Source organism: Streptomyces sp. NBC_00667 (assembly GCF_036226825.1).
Lineage (GTDB): Bacteria > Actinomycetota > Actinomycetes > Streptomycetales > Streptomycetaceae > Streptomyces.
In genome coordinates this window covers 5,924,045-5,941,044 of record NZ_CP109022.1, presented here as the reverse complement: position 1 = coordinate 5,941,044, position 17,000 = coordinate 5,924,045, and the positions used below count along the sequence as shown (strand labels likewise).

Annotated in this window: 15 protein-coding genes; 7 read left to right on the top strand and 8 right to left on the bottom strand. The window is 71.4% G+C overall.

The window, feature by feature from the left end; translation table 11 throughout:
* Positions 1–110: 110 nt before the first annotated feature.
* On the bottom strand, positions 111–2,306 hold the full coding sequence (locus tag OHA81_RS27215) for an MMPL family transporter (RefSeq protein ID WP_329200140.1): 2,196 nt from the start codon (positions 2,304–2,306) through the stop codon (positions 111–113).
* A 1,616-nt stretch (positions 2,307–3,922) separates the two neighbouring features.
* Positions 3,923–4,888, bottom strand: coding sequence for a pirin family protein (locus OHA81_RS27210; RefSeq protein ID WP_329200138.1), 966 nt, complete (start codon positions 4,886–4,888; stop codon positions 3,923–3,925).
* A gap of 107 nt (positions 4,889–4,995) precedes the next feature.
* Here OHA81_RS27210 and OHA81_RS27205 point away from each other — a divergent pair, with 107 nt between their 5' ends.
* Positions 4,996–5,385 carry a tetratricopeptide repeat protein gene (locus OHA81_RS27205; protein WP_329200136.1) on the top strand — a complete coding sequence of 130 codons (390 nt, stop codon included), beginning with the start codon at positions 4,996–4,998 and terminating at the stop codon, positions 5,383–5,385.
* On the opposite strand, the gene OHA81_RS27200 is transcribed toward OHA81_RS27205, so the two are convergent.
* The gene (locus OHA81_RS27200) at positions 5,382–6,365 is read right to left on the bottom strand and encodes an IS481 family transposase (RefSeq protein WP_329192635.1); all 984 of its coding nucleotides are present in this window, start codon (positions 6,363–6,365) and stop codon (positions 5,382–5,384) included. The two genes, OHA81_RS27205 and OHA81_RS27200, sit on opposite strands and share 4 nt — an antisense overlap.
* A gap of 203 nt (positions 6,366–6,568) precedes the next feature.
* Here OHA81_RS27200 and OHA81_RS27195 point away from each other — a divergent pair, with 203 nt between their 5' ends.
* The 6 genes from OHA81_RS27195 (at position 6,569) to OHA81_RS27170 (ending at position 11,094) form a co-directional block, all read left to right on the top strand.
* Entirely contained in the window at positions 6,569–7,801 is a 1,233-nt protein-coding gene (locus OHA81_RS27195; RefSeq protein WP_329200135.1) for a methyltransferase, read from the top strand.
* A 51-nt stretch (positions 7,802–7,852) separates the two neighbouring features.
* On the top strand, positions 7,853–8,662 hold the full coding sequence (locus OHA81_RS27190; protein ID WP_329200133.1) for a MerR family transcriptional regulator: 810 nt from the start codon (positions 7,853–7,855) through the stop codon (positions 8,660–8,662).
* A gap of 108 nt (positions 8,663–8,770) precedes the next feature.
* Positions 8,771–9,433 (top strand): DUF6230 family protein, encoded by a 663-nt coding sequence (locus OHA81_RS27185; protein ID WP_443056696.1) that lies wholly within the window; start codon positions 8,771–8,773, stop codon positions 9,431–9,433.
* Complete coding sequence (locus OHA81_RS27180; RefSeq protein ID WP_329200129.1) at positions 9,424–9,978, top strand: DUF6114 domain-containing protein; 555 nt, start codon at positions 9,424–9,426, stop codon at positions 9,976–9,978. The genes OHA81_RS27185 and OHA81_RS27180 overlap by 10 nt, the downstream gene beginning before the upstream one ends.
* Positions 9,975–10,625: a hypothetical protein gene (locus OHA81_RS27175; protein WP_329200128.1), complete on the top strand. Its 651-nt coding sequence runs from the start codon at positions 9,975–9,977 to the stop codon at positions 10,623–10,625. Before OHA81_RS27180 ends, OHA81_RS27175 begins: the two co-directional genes overlap by 4 nt.
* Positions 10,626–10,767: 142 nt before the next feature.
* Positions 10,768–11,094 carry a DUF2087 domain-containing protein gene (locus tag OHA81_RS27170; protein WP_329200127.1) on the top strand — a complete coding sequence of 109 codons (327 nt, stop codon included), beginning with the start codon at positions 10,768–10,770 and terminating at the stop codon, positions 11,092–11,094.
* On the opposite strand, the gene OHA81_RS27165 is transcribed toward OHA81_RS27170, so the two are convergent.
* From OHA81_RS27165 to OHA81_RS27145, 5 genes are all read right to left on the bottom strand, one after another.
* Positions 11,067–11,831 (bottom strand): metallophosphoesterase, encoded by a 765-nt coding sequence (locus tag OHA81_RS27165; RefSeq protein WP_329200125.1) that lies wholly within the window; start codon positions 11,829–11,831, stop codon positions 11,067–11,069. The genes OHA81_RS27170 and OHA81_RS27165 overlap by 28 nt on opposite strands.
* 156 nt (positions 11,832–11,987) lie before the next feature.
* A complete protein-coding gene (locus OHA81_RS27160) occupies positions 11,988–13,418 on the bottom strand; it encodes a dihydrolipoyl dehydrogenase family protein (protein ID WP_329200123.1) in 1,431 nt (476 codons plus the stop codon).
* A gap of 42 nt (positions 13,419–13,460) precedes the next feature.
* Positions 13,461–13,910 (bottom strand): thioredoxin family protein, encoded by a 450-nt coding sequence (locus OHA81_RS27155; protein WP_329200121.1) that lies wholly within the window; start codon positions 13,908–13,910, stop codon positions 13,461–13,463.
* An 82-nt stretch (positions 13,911–13,992) separates the two neighbouring features.
* A complete protein-coding gene (locus OHA81_RS27150) occupies positions 13,993–15,432 on the bottom strand; it encodes an aldehyde dehydrogenase family protein (protein WP_329200119.1) in 1,440 nt (479 codons plus the stop codon).
* A 309-nt stretch (positions 15,433–15,741) separates the two neighbouring features.
* A complete protein-coding gene (locus OHA81_RS27145; RefSeq protein ID WP_329200117.1) occupies positions 15,742–16,941 on the bottom strand; it encodes a thiolase family protein in 1,200 nt (399 codons plus the stop codon).
* Positions 16,942–17,000 lie beyond the last annotated feature (59 nt).

Sequence of the window (17,000 nt, the reverse complement as noted above, 5' to 3'; positions counted from 1 at the left end):
TCCAAGGCAGTCCGCGACAGTCTCCAGTCCCGCGCCGGACCGCTCTGACACAATTCACCCGACCAGCCCACACGAGTGATCAAATCGTCTGGAAGTCCACGGACTACTGGTCACCCGGCGCCGGTGGGCAGGCTCGGTTCGGCAGCCGTTGCGCAGCGACGCAGTTCGGGTCTCCACCAGTTGGCCCGTCCGGCCAGCTGCATGACCGCGGGAACGAGGATGCCGCGGACCACGGTGGCGTCGAGTACGACGACCGCGGCCATCGTGGCTCCCAGGACCACCAGCAGGGTGACCTGAGACATCACCAACGCACCCATGCTGACCGCGACAACCAGGGCTGCGGCCGTGAACAGCCGGCCCGTGTGCTCGATACCGAACACGATGGAGCCGGTGTTCTGTCCCGTGCGCCGCCATTGCTCCGCCATCCGGGCGATGAGGAAGACCTCGTAGTCCACGCAGAGGCCGAAGGCGAGCGCACTCGCCAACAGCGGCATGGTGATCTCCAACGAGGGCTCTCTTCCGTCGACCGACGGTCCCAGAAGGTGCAGGTCCTGAAAGAGGAAGACCATCAGACCGACCGCAGCGACGACACTCAGGCTACCGAGCACCGCCGCCTTCACCGCCACGACCAGGCTCCTGGTGAACACCAGCAAGCCGACAAGGCTGCCCCCGAGCATCAGACCGGCCCACCATGGCAGCGCGGCGCTGATCTGTGCCTTGGTGTCCGCGAGTTGGACGGCAACACCTGCGACCTCGGCCGGTCCGGGTGCTGCGGCGGTACGCAGCGCGTCGACCAAAGCGGTCGTGGTCGCCGATTGGGGCGGCCCGGCCGCAAAGACCACCAGCAAGGTTCCGGTCCCGGGTGGCAGATCCGTCTGCCGGGCCTCGACGAGCCGCCCCTTGGCGTAGTCCCCCGCCAGGGTGCTCACTCCGTCTTGCCCCGGCAAGCCGGCCAGGCGCCGGGCGTAGGCGTCCAAGGCGGCCGATTGCCTCACCGGATCGGTTTTCGGCAGCACTACGGTCAGCTGTCGCTCCGGTGGGTGCGGGAAGTCGGCGCGGACACGGTCGGCGACGGCATGTGCCTCTGCTCGGGCTGGCAGGATGGACTCGTCCATCAGTGCCGGCCGCAGTTCGACAGCCGGCATTGCCAGCGTCAGAAGCAGTGCCGCTCCCGTCCCCGCCCAGAGCAGTGGCCTGCCAGTCACCGCTACGGCGATGCGACGCCAGGTCGGGCTGGCCGATGCCTCCAGCGGTGATCGGCGCCAAGGAAGTCCGCGAAAGGGATCGAACCGTTCCAGCCGGTCACCCAGAGCTCCGATCAGCGCGGGCAACACAACGAACGTCGTGATCGCGCAGCATACGACGACGATGATCGAGGCCACCGCCAACGAGCGGACCAAGCCCAGCGGGAATACGAACAAGGCCGCCATGCACCAGGCCATGGTCACCGCGCAGACCATCACTGAACGGCCGGCCGTGCACATCGCCCGGGCGACCGCCGCCTCACCGGTTAGACCCCGCCCCCGTTCCTCGCGGTACCGGGACAATGTGAACAGCCCGTAGTCCACGGCCAGTCCGAAACCGAGCGCGAAGCTCAGGTTGGCGGCGAAGACAGATACCGGGAACACCCAGGTACTTACGGTCAGAATCGCCAGCGCCCCGGATACGGCCACACCACCGATGAGCACCGGCACCAATGTCGCACCGATCGACCCGAAGGCCAGTACAAGTACGGCAGCGATCACCGGCAGGGCCAACAGCTCGGAACGGAGCAGGTCTTCCTTGACCAGGTCCGTGGCCTGCGCATTGATCCAGCTCGGCCCACTGGCCGACAGTGCCAAGCCGGGGGCTGCGGCCCGAAGCGCGGGCACCAGAGTGCGAGCCGTCCTGGCTTCCTGCGACTGGTCTCCCTTGAGATCGATCCGCAACAAAGCGCCCTTGCCGTCCGCCGAGCGCAGAGGCTCAAGCCCAGTGGTCCAGTACGACAAAGCCGAACCGACTCCGGATGTCCGCTGAGCCAGTTCCGTGGCCCGTCGGCCTTGTACCGCTACGTCATGAGAGTCGACCGGTCGACCTGGCCGTGCGTACAACACCAGGTCGGCCGTACCCGCACCGAACTTCTGTGCCACGGCCTCTGCGCGCTGAGCGGCCGTGCGCTCGGCGGTGTAGCCACCGTTGGACCAGTGACCTCCGACGGTGAAGCCGACTGCGGCACACGTCACGATCAGCAAGGCCGCCAGGCTCAGTACCAGTCGGCAGTGCCGGAACGACGTGCGTGCCATCGCGCCCAACGCGTCGGTCAGCATGTGAGCGCCGTCCTGGCAGTTACGTCGGGCGCGGGAGGGAGGGCGGGAAGAGCACGGCCGATCGATGCGACCGCCTGCTTCACCGACCGGGATGGTGGCAAGCAAGCGGCCGTCGACGTGCCACCATCATGACCGGCTTTCCTGGCGAGCATTGCCATGACAATTTCCCAGCATCGATCGAAGGAGCCGCACGCAGCGGTCGTGGAGTCTGATCAACGCGCAGGGCAAAGTTCCCGATGCGGGGAGTCACCCGTCCGTGGCAGTCGGGGTCGCTCGGCAAGTGGCGGCACGCCGCCGCATGGACCAGTTCCATCGAGGCAGCCGGACGTGCGAGCGCCTCGTTGTCGGACTCCTCGGCCGCACGCCACCCCCAGTAGCCGCTGGCCGCCGCAACCGCGGCCGGCGGCGAGAAAGCAAGATCGATCCAGACGAGATGCACGACTTCTTCGGCCAGAAAGCCCGCAGGGGCTTGTCGATACGCTCCTTGAAGACGACTGGATCCCAGCATTCAGGCACGACTAACGGATGCCGCCCACCGGGTGACTGCGTGCTGGGGTCAGCACCTCCAGGTAGGTGCTGGGCCGCTCCCACGGCTGCGCCGATCGCGTTCGGCGCCAGGTCCACCAGCCCTGCGGCGACGAGAGCCACGTGTCGTCGGCACGTGTTCCCTTGTGCGGAGTGTCTGTCACGCTGACACCCTCTCCCACGGTCGGTCACGCCCCGCCAGTCGCCGACTCGCGGCAACCGTCAATTACAGCTCGACCTCCGCGATCACTCTGCATTGCCCGGGTTATCGGATGTCGCGACGAGTTCGGACCGACGTGCGACCGGCGTTTTGCTCCGGGAGTATCACATCAGCTGGGCGGCTGACCGTGAGTGTCGGCCTCTGAGGCTTCATCTATGGCCCATCGGGCCTCGCGACCTCGCAGAGGCAGGCTGCGGTCGAGGCTGAAGCGTGTGGTCACTGCGAGGGGCAAGTGACGCAGTGCCTGAGACAGAAACCGGTAGCGCAGTCTCGGGATACTGAACGTGCGACCGTGCTCCAGATCCTTCAGGCTACGGAACCACCTTCTCGCTGGCCAGCCAACATCCATCGCGGCATGTAGGTGCCTAGGCGGCGGCTCGAGCGAAGGCGGCCCACGTGGAAGCAAGGCGGGTGCGGCCTACCCGGTCGAGCCGAGCGTCCAGCCGCCTCGGAGCCGTAAGTCTCCGGCGCGCACACGGCGCTCCGTCACAACCTGGCGGAGGGGACTGGGCAGGCGAGGGCGTTGTCTTGTACACAAGATCCACCACGCACACTTCATCGACGAATCGCGCGCCCGGCCAGATCCGAAGTCGCGATCGTCGAAGCTGGCGGCGCAGCGGCGGCCACCGCCGTCCTTCGCGTGCAAGCGGACTCGACTAACCAGCGGTTAGATCTAACTACTCGTCAGTAAAGTCAGCAAAGGGTCAGCATTCGTCCGACCAAACTTGGTTACAGCCTGCGACACATGAGCCGCCTCGACCGTCGACGCCGAAGGCTCTCACACCATGTCCGGCGGCCTCCCCTGCGAAACCAAAACCGGAGGGCCGGGTGCGAGCACGACACCCAGCCCTCGTCCACACAAACCAGCAGGTCAACGCACCCTTCCCCTGGGCTTCAGGTGGGTGGGAGGGAGTTCAGGAGCCGGAAGTGGAGGGCCGTCGTAGCCCTTTACCTCGCCGAACCGCGACCCGTTCATCCAGTCGTCGCGGGCCTGCACGATTTCTTCGTGCGAGCGGCCGATCCAGTTCCAGAACATGACGATCTCCTCCTCGAACGGTTCGCCGCCCAGGAGCATCACGCCCGCGTCCGAGGAGGCGCGCAGGGGGAGTTCCGTGCGGCCGCAGCCCAGGTAGAGCATCGCGCCCGGCAGGAGGGGGACGCCGTCGACGTGGGTTTCGCCCGACATCGACAGGACCGCGTACTCGAAGTCCGGGTCGAGCGGCAGCCGGGTTTCGGTGCCGGCCGTCAGAGCGAGGTCGGCGCCCACGATGGGGGTGTAGGCCGTGCCGGGCGAGGTGGCCGTGTCCAGGGTGCCCAGGATGACCGTCGCGGTCAGGCCCGGGGCCGTGACGCGGGGCAGGTCCGCGTGGTGCTGGAAGTGCGGGGCCACGTGGCGGTGCGCATCCGGGAGAGCCACCCACAGCTGGGCGCCGTGCAGGAAGCGGGCGTGCCGGCGCGGGCTCTCCTCGGAGTGGCTGATGCCGTGGCCCGAGGTCATCAGGCCCAGCTCGCGCGGCCGGATCGTCGCGAGGCTGCCCACGCTGTCGCGGTGCAGGACCTCCCCCTCGTGCAGCCAGCTCACGGTCTGCAGGCCGGTGTGCGGGTGGGGTGCCACCTGCATGCCCGGCTCGTCGGCGATGTCGTCGGGCCCGTAGTGGTCGACGAAGCACCAGGCCCCCACCATCCGGCGTCCCAGGTTCGGCAGCAGGCGGCGCACCTCGGTGGACTCCCCGAGCTTGACCGTACGCGGGCTGAGGAGCTCCCGTACCGGCTCGGCGACGACGAAACCGCGGCCGCCGCAGACGGAGAGGGCGGGCTGGCGATCGAGATTGCTCATACCGCACAACTTAGTACCGCCGGGGCCGCCGCGTTCCGTGGAATGCGGCGGGGTGCCACCGTGTTGGAGCGACCGGACACACCACCTGAACGGCGGAAGGAACGGTCATGGACGCCAAGGAGGCCCGGGAGACCCAGGACGCCGTGCGTGACGCGCAGACGGCGTACTACGGGCACGGAACGGCCGCCGAGCGCTGGGCGCGGGGCAGCCTCTTCTTCGACGCGAAGGAGTACGCGACGGCGGCCCGGGTCCTGGCCACGCTGACCGCCGAGGCCCCCGAGCAGCTCGCGCCCCGCCTGCTGCTGGCCCGCGCCTACTACCACTCCGCCCAGCTCTCGCGGGCCGAGCTGGAGCTGCGCGCCATCCTGGAGCGCTGGCCGGTGGAGGACTACGCGCAGCTGATGCTCGGCCGCACCCCGGAGCGCCAGGGCCGCGCCGCCGAGGCGGCCCCGTACCTGCGCCTCGCGGCCGCCATGGCGGGCGAGCTCCCGGCCTAGGTGTATTGACCCGCAGCGTTGTTCACTCGGCTGATGGGCGGCTTGCCGTCCAGTGCGGTGTGGCAGCGGTGGTGGTTGTAGGTGTGGAGGAAGTCTGCCAGGGCCGCTGTCCGCTCGTTGTTCGATTGGTAGGGCCGTAGGTAGGCCCATTCGTCGAGGAGGGTGCGGTTGAAGCGTTCGACTTTGCCGTTGGTCTGCGGCCGGTAGGGCCTGGTCTTCTTGTGGGTGATGCCGGCCGCGGCCAGGGTCTGGGTGAACTGCTTGGACTTGTAGCAGGAGCCGTTGTCGGTCAGGACGCGTTCAACGGTGATCCCGTGGGCGGTGAAGAACGCCTGGGCTCGCTGCCAGAAGGCGACGGCCGTCTGCTTGCGTTCGTCGGTGAGGACCTCGCTGTAGGCCAGGCGGGAGTGGTCGTCGACGGCGGAGTGGATGTAGCTGTAGCCGATGACCGGCGTGGAGCTTTTGCGCTGGTCGGTGGTGGCTTGGCGGTTGCGGTCGCCTGCCGCCCGGCCCACCACGCGCCATCCGCCGCCTTCGGGGATGTTCCCGAGCTTCTTGATGTCGACGTGGACCAGTTCGCCCGGTCGGGCCCGTTCGTAGCGGCGGATCGGCTGGCCGGTGGGCCGGTCCAGCCAGGCCAGCCGGTTCAGGCCGTGGCGGGCCAGGATCCGGTGGACGGTGGAGGCGGGCAGGCCCAGGACCGGGCCGATGCGGGCCGGCCCGAGCTTGCGGCTTCGGCGCAGGTCACAGACGCGGGCCTCGATCGTCGCGGGGGTGCGGTGCGGGGTCGTACGCGGCCTGCTGGAACGGTCGTGCAGGCCGCCCTCGCCTTCGGCCCGCCAGCGGCGGACCCATTTGTGGGCGGTGGGCCGGGATATGCCCATCTCGGCGGCCACGTGGGCGACCGGCCGCCCGGCCAGAACCCGCTCGACCAGGATCCGCCTGCCGTGAACCGTCAGCCGGGCATTACGGTGGGACACGAAGACCTCCGTGTGTGGTGTGGAGCCTAGACACCTCCACCACACCGGAGGTCTTCGCCATGATCAAGACCCGGCTCTGTTAACAACGCTCGTGATCAATACACCTAGGCCGTCGGCATGCGGCCCGCGGCAGGCGGCCTGCGGCCCCGCCCGGCCCCGTCCGTGCGGGGCCGGGCGGCCGTCTCCGATAGCCTGGGGCCAATATGAACCGTCTGACCACGCCTTTCGGCTCCTACGAGCTCACCCGCTTCCCCCAGGACCCGCGCGACCGACTCCGCGCCTGGGACGCCGCCGACGAGTACCTCCTGCACCACCTCGAATCCGGGACCGGGGACCGCGGACCGGTCGACCTCGGCGGCGGCCGGCAGATCACCGTCCTCGGCGACCGCTGGGGGGCGCTGACGACCGCCCTGGCCGCCTACCACCCGACGCAGATCACCGACTCCTCCCTGACCCGCTCGGCCACCATGGCCAACCTGGACCGGGCCGGGATCGGCACTGCCAAGGACACGGTGACCCTGCTGACCACGCAGGACGAGCCGCCCGCGCGGATCGACGTGCTCCTGGTCCGGGTTCCCAAGAGCCTCGCGCTGCTGGAGGACCAGCTCCACCGGCTGGCGCCGCGGCTGCACGCGGACAGCGTCGTGGTCGGCGCCGGCATGGTCAAGGAGATCCACACCTCCACGCTGCGCCTCTTCGAGCGGATCCTGGGGCCGACCAGGACCTCGCTCGCCGAGAAGAAGGCGCGGCTGATCTTCTGTACGCCCGCCGACGCGACCGGCGCGGCGAGTGCGCCCTCGGCGACGAAGACGGGTGGCGCGTCCGCCGACCCGTGGCCGGTGACGTACACCGTCGACGCGGACGGCGGTTCCGGCGCCGGGCTGACCGTGGTCAACCATGCGGGCATCTTCTGCGCGGACCGGCTCGACGTCGGCACCCGCTTCTTCCTGCAGTCCATCCCGACCAACACCGACGGCGCCCGCGTCGTGGACCTCGGCTGCGGCAACGGCGTCATCGGCACGGCGGTCGCGGTCGCCGACCCCCGGGCGGAGGTCGTGTTCACGGACGAGTCCTACCAGGCGATCGCCTCGGCGAAGGCCACGTTCCGTGCCAACGTGACGCGCGACCGCGACCGGGCCGACTTCCTGGTCGGTGACGGCGTGGCCATGCTCGACCCCGGTTCCGTGGACCTCGTCCTGTGCAACCCGCCGTTCCACTCCCACCAGGCCACCACTGACGCGACCGCGCTGCGGATGTTCGCCCAGTCCCGCAAGGTGCTGCGGCCGGGCGGCGAGCTGTGGGTGGTCGCCAACCGCCACATGGGCTACCACACCCACCTCAAGCGGCTCTTCGGCAACAGCGAAGTCACGGCGAGCGAACCCAAGTTCGTGGTGCTGCGGGCGGTCAAGCGGATGGAACGGGAACAGCGCCCGTAGGAGCGCCCGTAGGACCCAAGTGACCTGCCGGTACGTCCTACACTCGGCCGCGTGGGCAGCCAGGCGGATCAGGAAGCACCGGACGACGGCCGGAGCGGCGCCGGCCGTTACCGCCGCGAGGACGTGGCGCGGGCGGCGGGCGTCAAGGTGCGCAACCTGCGCTACTACCAGGAGCGCGGGCTGCTGCCCCCGCCCCGCCGGGAGGGCCGGCTCGCCTGGTACTCGGACGACCACCTGACGCGGCTGCGGCTGATCAGCGACCTGCTGGGGCGCGGCTACTCCGTCAACGGCATCGCCGAGCTGCTGCACGCGTGGGAGCAGGGCGGCGGACTGTCGCAACTCCTGGGCCTGGAACGGGCGATGACCGACGGCTGGGAGCGGGAGGAGCCGGTCACCATGACGACGGCCGAGCTGGGCGAGCTGTTCGGCCGGGCGGCGACGGCCGAGGACACCCGGCGGGCGGTGGAGCTGGGTTACCTACGGGTCGAGGGCGACCGGGTCACGCACCGCAGCCGGCGGCTGCTGGAGGCGACGCTGGCGCTGGTGCGTCAGGGCGTGCCGCTCGCGGAGATCCTGGACGCCGGGGACTTCGTACAGGACCAGGCGGCCGCGCTCGCCGACCGGTTCGTGGGGCTGTTCCGGCGGCACGTGATCGGTCCGGACGGGCTCGTCGGCCCGGACGGGGCGGAGCGGCTTTCGGCCACCCAGCTGGATCACATCTCGGAGGCGGCCGCGGCGCTACGGCCGGTGGCCGGCGAGGTCGTGGCCGCCGAGTTCGCCGTCGCGATGGCCCGGCGGGTGGAGGCGGAGGTCGCCGAACTGCTGCGTACGGAGGCCGGCGAGCGGCGTACGGGGCAGTAGGACTCGGCCGAAAAGGTACGTTCGAGCAACCTTGCCAACCTCCATTGGCACTCTTACATTCAACTCGTCGGTAACAAAGGTGCACAGCCGAGATACAGGGACGATCTCATGGCAACCTCACCGAACTTATCCGAACCACCCGGTACCGGGGACACCACCGGCGAGGACGACCGAAGGGGCACCGGGCGGGTCCGGTGGCGGCGTTTCGCCCTTCTGACCGTGCCCGCCGTGGCCGTGACCGCAGGCCTCGGGATCGCCCTCGCGCAAGGCGCGCTCGCCGCCTCCTTCGCCGTCTCCGGACAGCAGTTCAAGGTGTCGGCGAAGAGCCTGGAGGGCGAGGGCTTCGCCCAGTACGGCAGTGTCGACGTCAACGCCCGCGAGGACCTCATACCCGTGGCCGTCACCGCCATCAAGGAGGCCAAGCTCCACAGCCTGTGCCAGTCGGTGGTGACGACCCTCCCTCTCATCGGGGACATCTCGCTCAACCTCACCGCGGGTGATAAGGACCCCGTGGAGGCGAGCAACCTGTTCGTCGACGCCACCCAGCTCTCCGGTGACGCCGTGTTCAGCAACATCGAGATCGGCCGCGACGCGTCGACGCTCGACAAGGGACCGGCGGAGGCGGTGGGCATGCAGGACCTGTTCGCCCAGCAGGCCGACACGGTCGCCATCAGCAACCTGCACCAGACCGCGTGGGCCACCAACGCGGGCACCTTCAAGCTCTCCGGGCTGAGCATGGGAATCAGCAAGGGGAAGAAGGAATGCTTCTGAGCGGTCGCCGGAACGGTCGTGAGCCGTCCTCGCGGCCGAGCAGTCGCAAGCCGTCCTCGCGGCCGAGCAGCCGCCGGCTGTCGTGGCGGCGCTGGCGGCGCGGCAGGCCCTTCTGGGGCGGGCTGGCCGCCCTCGCGGCCGGGGCCTGGATCTGCGTCCTGCCGCTGGCCCCGTTGAAGATCATGCTCCAGCAGGGGGTGGCGGGCATCCCGTCCGTCCTGATGGGGATCGTCATGATCGTCCTCGGGCTCACGGCGTGGTTCGCCCCGCAGCAGCGCACCCTCGCCGGAATCCTCACCACCCTGATCGCGACCGCCGCCCTGGTGCTGTCGAACCTCGGCGGCTTCCTGATCGGCACCCTGCTCGGCATCCTCGGCGGCGGGCTGATCTTCGCCTGGCAGCCGTACGCCGCCCCGCGCGCCCCGGACGCCACCGAGGCCGCGGACCCCACCGCTTCCCGGGATCCCATCCCCGACCGGGACGCGGCAGCGGACCCCACCCGCTCCCCCACCCCGCTCCACGATTCCCAAGGAGTACAGCCATGAGCCGTACGCGCACCGCGTTCGCCCTCGGGATGGCCGCCGCCGCGGCCCTGACCGTGGTCTCCACCTCCGCCACCGCCGCGCCGTTACCGCTGGCCGGGTCGACCACCGTCACCCCGGCCGGGCACGCCTTCCGGGCCACGCTCAGCGGCAAGGCCACCCTCAAGGCCGGTTCGGTGACCGTCACCTGCACGGTCTCCGTCTCCACCGGTACGGTGCCGGCCGCCCCCGGCAACCACAACGCCGCCGGGCCGGTCTCCTCGCCGATCTCCCCGCCCACGTACAGCTCCTGCACGTCGAGCATGCCGGGCGTCACCCCGACGGTGACCACCAGCGGCGCCTGGTCGGTGTCGATGCAGAACGGCTCGCCCGTCACGGCCACCATGACGGTGCCGACCGGCGGCCTGGTCGTCCACACCACCGGCTTGGCCAGTTGTACGGTCACGGCCGCCCCGACGGGCCCGGCGAGCGTCGGCGGAGCCTGGGCCAACGGCGCCCCGTCCAGCCTGACCTTCACCAACGCCTCGGTGCCGGTCACCGTCACCGGCGGCTTCGGCTGCCCGACGAGCGCGACGTCGTCCACCTTCAACGCCCTCTACAAGGTCACCGACACCACCGACCCGGCGCAGCAGATCACCGTCGCCCCCTGAGTCACCCCCTGAGCCCGGCGCGCACGAGCGGGTCCGCCGGCCCCGGAGGACGTCCGGGGCCGGCGGGCCACACGCCCGGATGAATGGCGAGCGCCGTCAATTGCGTTGCACGAACGGCATCGGCGGAGCGAAGCTGCACGGCATGTCACAGAGCACCGAAACGTCACACCACACCCGACCCGAGGACCACGGCGCGGAGCCCCGCCGCCCGCGAGGTGTCGACGACCTCTTCTCCCACGGCCGCCTCACCGCCCTTCCGCGCAAGGCGGCACGACGCGAGCAGTTGCTGGCCCACCTCGCCGGAACCCTCTTCACCCCGGGACGCGAGTACACGGAGCCCGAGGTGAACGACGCTTTGCGCACCGTCCACGAGGACTGCTCGGCGCTGCGCCGCTACCTGGTCACCTCGGGCCACCTCACCCGTACCCGCGACGGCAGCAGCTACCGGCGGTCCACGACCACCCGGTAATGGGTCGTCAGCCGCCCGTCCTCACCCAGCACGTGGAAGGCGACGACCGGCGGCTCGTCGAGGTGGACGTGCTCGTCGGGGCCGCTCTGCGCCTCCCACGGCAGCCGCGTCGTGGACACCACGCCGGGCGCCACCAGCAGCGGCCGGCCCGCGAACGTCGTGGCGGCCCCGGTGTGGGCGTGGCCGCAGAGGAACGCCTTGAGGTGCGGGTGCCGTTCGGCGAGCGCCGCGAGCCGCTCCTCGCCGAACTGCCGGATGCCGTCCACGTACGGGATGTGCAGGGTGACGGGCGGGTGGTGGAAGGCCACCAGAACCGGTACCTCGCGCGGTGTTCCGGCCAGGACACCCTCCAGCCACTCCAGTGTCGACTCCGCGAGGAAACCCTGGTGTTCGCCGGGCACGGAGGAGTCGCACACCGCGAGTACGAAGCCGTCGCCGCGCACCACCTGGTCCACCGGCTCCGCGGTCGGCTCGGTCTCCCCGAGCAGTCCCTGCCGGAAGGCGAGCCGCTCGTCGTGGTTGCCCGGGCAGATGACCGACGGGTGGCGCGAGCGCAGCAGTTTGCGTGCCTCGTCGTACTCCTCGGGGGTGCCGTGGTCGGCGATGTCGCCGCTCACGAGCACCGCGTCGAGGTCGTACGGCAGACCGTCGAGGTACTCCATGACGGCGCGGGCGCGGTCGGCGGCACGCGCGTCGCCGTCGAAGTGGACATCGCTGAGGTGGGCGATCACTATCACGGACGGTGGCTCCTTCGTTTCGTCGGTGCCTCCCATCCAACCGGCCCCTCAGCCCGCCTTCCAGGGCCAATTGATCACCGGCGGCCTCCGGCGGCGCAGCCGCCGTCACCACCGGCGGCGTCAGCACCGCCGCCGCCGCCGGCGCCGGCACCGCCGCTAGCCGCGATACGTCTCCAGCAGCCTGAGCCAGATCTCGCTGACGGTCGGGAACGCCGGGACCGCGTGCCACAGCCGGCTGATCGGCACCTCTCCCGCGACGGCGATGGTGGCCGCGTGCAGGAGTTCCGCCGCGCCCGGCCCGACGAAGGTGGCGCCGAGCAGCACCTCCCGGTCCAGGTCGACGACCATCCGGGCCCGGCCCGGGTACGGGTCGGCGTACAGGCCGGCGCCCGAGACCTTCCCGAGGTCGTAGTCCACCGCGCGGACCCGGTGGCCCGCCTTCTGCGCCTCGGCCAGGGTCAGGCCCACGGCCGCGGCCTCGGGATCGGTGAACACGGCCTGCGGGAGGGCCGCGGTGTCGGCGATCGCGGTGTGCGCGCCCCAGCGGCCGGTGTCGGCCGGTTCCCCACCGGCCGCGCGGGCCGCGATGACGGCGCCGGCGATCCGGGCCTGGTACTTGCCCTGGTGGGTGAGCAGCGCGCGGTGGTTGACGTCACCGACGGCGTAGAGCCAGTCGTGGCCGGGGACCCGGCAGCTGTCGTCGACGCCGATCCAGTCCCCCGGGGTCAGGCCCACGGTGTCGAGACCGATGTCGTCGGTGCGCGGGGCGCGGCCGGTCGCCATCAGCAGTTCGTCACCCTCGACGGTCTCGCCGCCCTCCAGCACGACGGTGACGGGCCCGGTCGCCCCGTCCCGTACGACCGCCTCCACCGTGACGTCCGTACGGATCTGCGCGCCGGCCTCGCGCAGCGCCTCGGCGACCAGTTCCCCGGCGAACGGTTCCATCCTGGGCAGCAGCCCCGAGCCCCGCACCAGCACGGTGACGCGGGAGCCGAGGGCCTGCCAGGCCGTCGCCATCTCTGCGGCGACCACCGAACCGCCGACGATCAGCAGCCGCTCCGGCGCCTGACGGGCGGAGGTCGCCTCCCGGCTGGTCCAGGGGCGGGCCCCGACGATCCCGGGGAGGGGCGGGATCACGGCCCGGGTGCCCGTCGCGACCACCACGGCGTGGCGGGCGGTCAGGACGTGGTGCTCGCCCTCGGGGCTGGTGACGGCGACCTTGCGGATCCCGTAGAGCCGGCCGTGGCCCCGGTACACGTGGGCGCCGATGGAGTCGAGCCACTCGATCTGGCCGTCGTCCTTCCAGCTGCCGGTCCAGTAGTCGCGGTGCGCGTACACCGCCTCCGCGTCCAGGGCGCCCCCTACGGCTGCGGCCAGGCCGGGCACCCTGCGCGCATCGGCCCGGGCCAGCACCGGGCGCAGCAGTGCCTTGCTGGGGATGCAGGCCCAGTACGAGCACTCCCCGCCCACGAGCTCGCTCTCCACCAGCGCCGTGGTCAGCCCGGCCGCCCGGGTCCGGTCCACGATGTTCTCGCCGGCCGGTCCCCCGCCGAGCACCACCACGTCGTATTCCACCGCTTCAGTCATGCGGCCAGTGTCGCCGGGGGCCCGGGGCGCGTGCGGGCAATTTCAGGCCTCCGGCGTGCCGGAGCCGCCCTGGTCCGTGCCGGAGCCGCCCTCGTCCGTGCCCGCTCCCCCCGGTCGGTCCGAGGAGGCGGGCCGGTCCGAGGAGGCGATCTTCGCCCGGACCTCGTCCATGTCCAGGGCGCGGGCCTGAGCGATGAGGTCGGTCAGCGCCGCCTCGGGGAGCGCGCCGGGCTGCGCGAAGATCGCCACCTGGTCCCGGACGATCATCAGCGTCGGGATGGAGGTGATCTGGAAGGCCCCGGCCAGCTCCTGCTGCGCCTCGGTGTCCACCTTGGCGAAGAGCAGGTCCGGATTGGCCTCGGAGGCCTTCTCGTAGACCGGTGCGAACTGCAGGCAGGGACGGCACCAGCCGGCCCAGAAATCGATCAGCACGAAGGGGTTTTCGCTGACCGTCCGGTCGAAGTTCTCCTTGGTGAGCTCGATTGTCGCCACGGTGTCCGAACCTCCTGATGTAGCCGGTTGTCCTGCGTGAACGAACGATCCGTCCCCAGCATTCCTGGTGCGCCGCCGTTCCCTAGAACGGGTGAGCGGGCGCGGCCGTGCGGACCGTGGTCCAGCGGAGTTCGGTGAAGGCTTCCAGGTTCGCTTCGCCGCCGAAGCGGGCTCCCGTGCCCGACGCGCCGACGCCGCCGAAGGGGGCCACGGCCTCGTCGTTGACCGTCTGGTCGTTCACGTGCGCGATACCGGTCGGGATGCGGCCGGCCAGGTCGAGCCCGTGCGCCGCGTCGCGCGTGACGATGCCGAGGGAGAGGCCGTAGGGGCCGGCCGAGGCCAGTGCCACCGCCTCGTCCTCCGTAGCGAAGGACCGTACGGGCGCCACGGGGCCGAAGACCTCCTCCGTGTAGGCCGGGCAGTCGTCGGACACCGCGGCCAGCACCGTCGGCCGGTAGAACAGGTCCCGGTGGGTGCCGCCCGCCACCAGCTTGGCACCCTGCTCGGCGCTCGCCTCGACCAGGGCGTGGACGCGCTCCACCTGACCCCGGTCGATGAGCGGCCCCAGGTGCACGCGCTCGCGGTACGGGTCACCCACCGCCAGCGCCTCCGCACGCGCGGCGAGCCGCTCCACGTACTCGTCGTACAGGGAGGCGTGCACCAGGTGGCGCCCGGCGGTCATGCAGATCTGCCCCTGGTGGAAGAAGGAGCCCCACGAGGCCTGTGCGACGGCGGCTTCCACGTCGGCGTCCTCCAGCACGACGAGCGCCGAGTTGCCGCCCAATTCCAGATGCGCACGCGTCAGGTGACGTCCCGCCAGCTCTGCGACCGTGCGTCCGGCAGCGGTCGATCCGGTGAACGACACCACCCGTACGCGGGGATCGGCGACGACCGCCGCCCCCGTCGCGGCCCCGCCCGGCAGCACGTGCAGCAGCCCCGCGGGAAGCCCCGCCGCGGCGAACACCGCGGCCAGGGCGATGCCGCCGCAGACGGCGGTGCGCGGGTCGGGCTTGAGCAGGACCGAGTTGCCCAGGGCGAGGGCCGGTGCCACCGAACGGATCGACAGGATCAGCGGCGCGTTGAACGGGGCGATGACCCCGACCACCCCGGCCGGCACCCGCCGGGTGAAGGAGAGCCGGGGCGCCTCGCTGGGCAGGACCTGCCCGGCAGGACGCGAGGCCAGCGCGGCCGCCTCGTAGCACTCCTGCGCGGCGACGTGCAGCTCGAAGTCCGCCTTGCCGGGTATGGAGCCGGACTCCCGTACCAGCCAGTCCCGCAGTTCTTCGGCGTGCTCGGCGAACAGGTCCCCGGCGCGGCGCAGCACGGCCGCCCGCTCCAGGTGGGTGGCCCGGGCCCAGTCGCGCTGCGCGGCCCGGGCCCGTACGGCGGCCTCGGCCACGTCCGCGGGCCCTGCGAGGTCGAGGGTGGCGAGGGTGCGCCCGGTCGCGGGTTCGACGACCGGGGCGGTGCCGCCGGTCAGGGTGGGTCCGTCCTGCCAGAGCGTCGGGTCGAGGAGCGGCATGGCGCGGGGCCTCCGGGTCTGGGTGGGGCGGGGGGTGCGGCAGCACGCGCCATCGTGCCAGACCCGGGGCGGCACTTCTGTTCAGTTATTGGGCAGTTGGGGCGCTGGTTTGACCGGAAATGATCGACGGAGGTGAGGGCGGGGGGTGAGGGTTGGAGGCGGGGCGGGGCGGGGCGGGGGCGACTTCGCCCGCGGCCCGTCGTCCGGCTGTGGGGCCGGTTCTACGTCCGGGTCCGCGTCCGGCTCGCGTCCGGCTCTGGGTCCGGCCCGCGTCCGGTTCGGCGTCCGGCCCGAGTCCCGCCCGCCCGGTCAGCGCTCCAGGACCAGCGCGATGCCCTGCCCGACGCCGATGCACAGCGCCGCCATGCCCGTACCGGAGCCGGCCGCCGCGAGCTGGTGGGCGACCGATCCCGCCAGCCGGGCACCCGAGGCGCCGAGCGGGTGCCCGATCGCGATCGCACCGCCGCGCGGATTGACCACCGCCGGGTCCAGCTCCGGCCAGGCGGCCAGACAACCCAACGCCTGCGCCGCGAACGCCTCGTTCAGCTCCAGCACGGACAGCTCGCCCATCTCCCGGCCGGCCTTGGCGAGAGCCCGCTGGACGGCCTCCACCGGTCCGAGCCCGAACAGCTGCGGCTCGATCCCCGTGACGGCGCTCGCACTGATGCGGGCCAACGGCTCCCGGCCGGTGGCGGCGAGCCCCGCCTCGTCCGTCAGCAGCAGCGCCGCGGCCCCGTCGTTCAGCGGGGAGGCGTTGCCCGCGGTGACCGTGCCGGAGCCGTCCGTACGGAACGCGGGCTTGAGCCGCGCCATCGCCTCCGGGGTGGAGCCTTCCCGGATCGACTCGTCACGTACGAGCTCCGCTCCGGGGTACGGGACGACCTCGCCGTCGTAGAGCCCCTCGGCCCAGGCCGCCGCGGCCTTGCGGTGGCTCTCCAGGGCGAACAGGTCCTGCGCCTCGCGCGTGACGGCGTACTTGTCCGCGACGAGTTCGGCACCCTCGCCGAGCGAGCCCGTCCACTCCGCGGGCATCCGGGGGTTGGTCATCCGCCACCCCAGGGTGGTGGACCACATCTGCTGGTGCCCGGCCGGGAAGGCGCGCTCCGGCTTCTGCACCACCCACGGCGCGCGGGACATGGACTCCACCCCGCCCGCGATGGCCACGGAGGCGTCGCCGAGCGCGATGGCGCGGGCGGCCTGGATCACGGCCTCCAGGCCGGAGCCGCAAAGCCGGTTGACGGTGACGCCGGGGACGGACACGGGCAGTCCCGCGAGCAGCACCGCCATGCGCGCGACGTCCCGGTTGTCCTCGCCCGCCCCGTTGGCGTCGCCGAAGACGACGTCGTCGATGCGGGCCGGGTCGAGGTCGGGCGTACGGTCCACCAGCGCGCGCACCACGTGGGCGGCCAGGTCGTCCGGTCGGACACCGGCGAGCGCCCCTCCGAACTTGCCGATCGGGGTGCGGACGGCGTCGACGACGTAGACGTCGCGGACGGTGCGGATGCTCATGGGGTCTCTCCTGGGCGGATCCGTACGGGCGGAGCCGGGCCGGCGCCGGTGGCGGCACC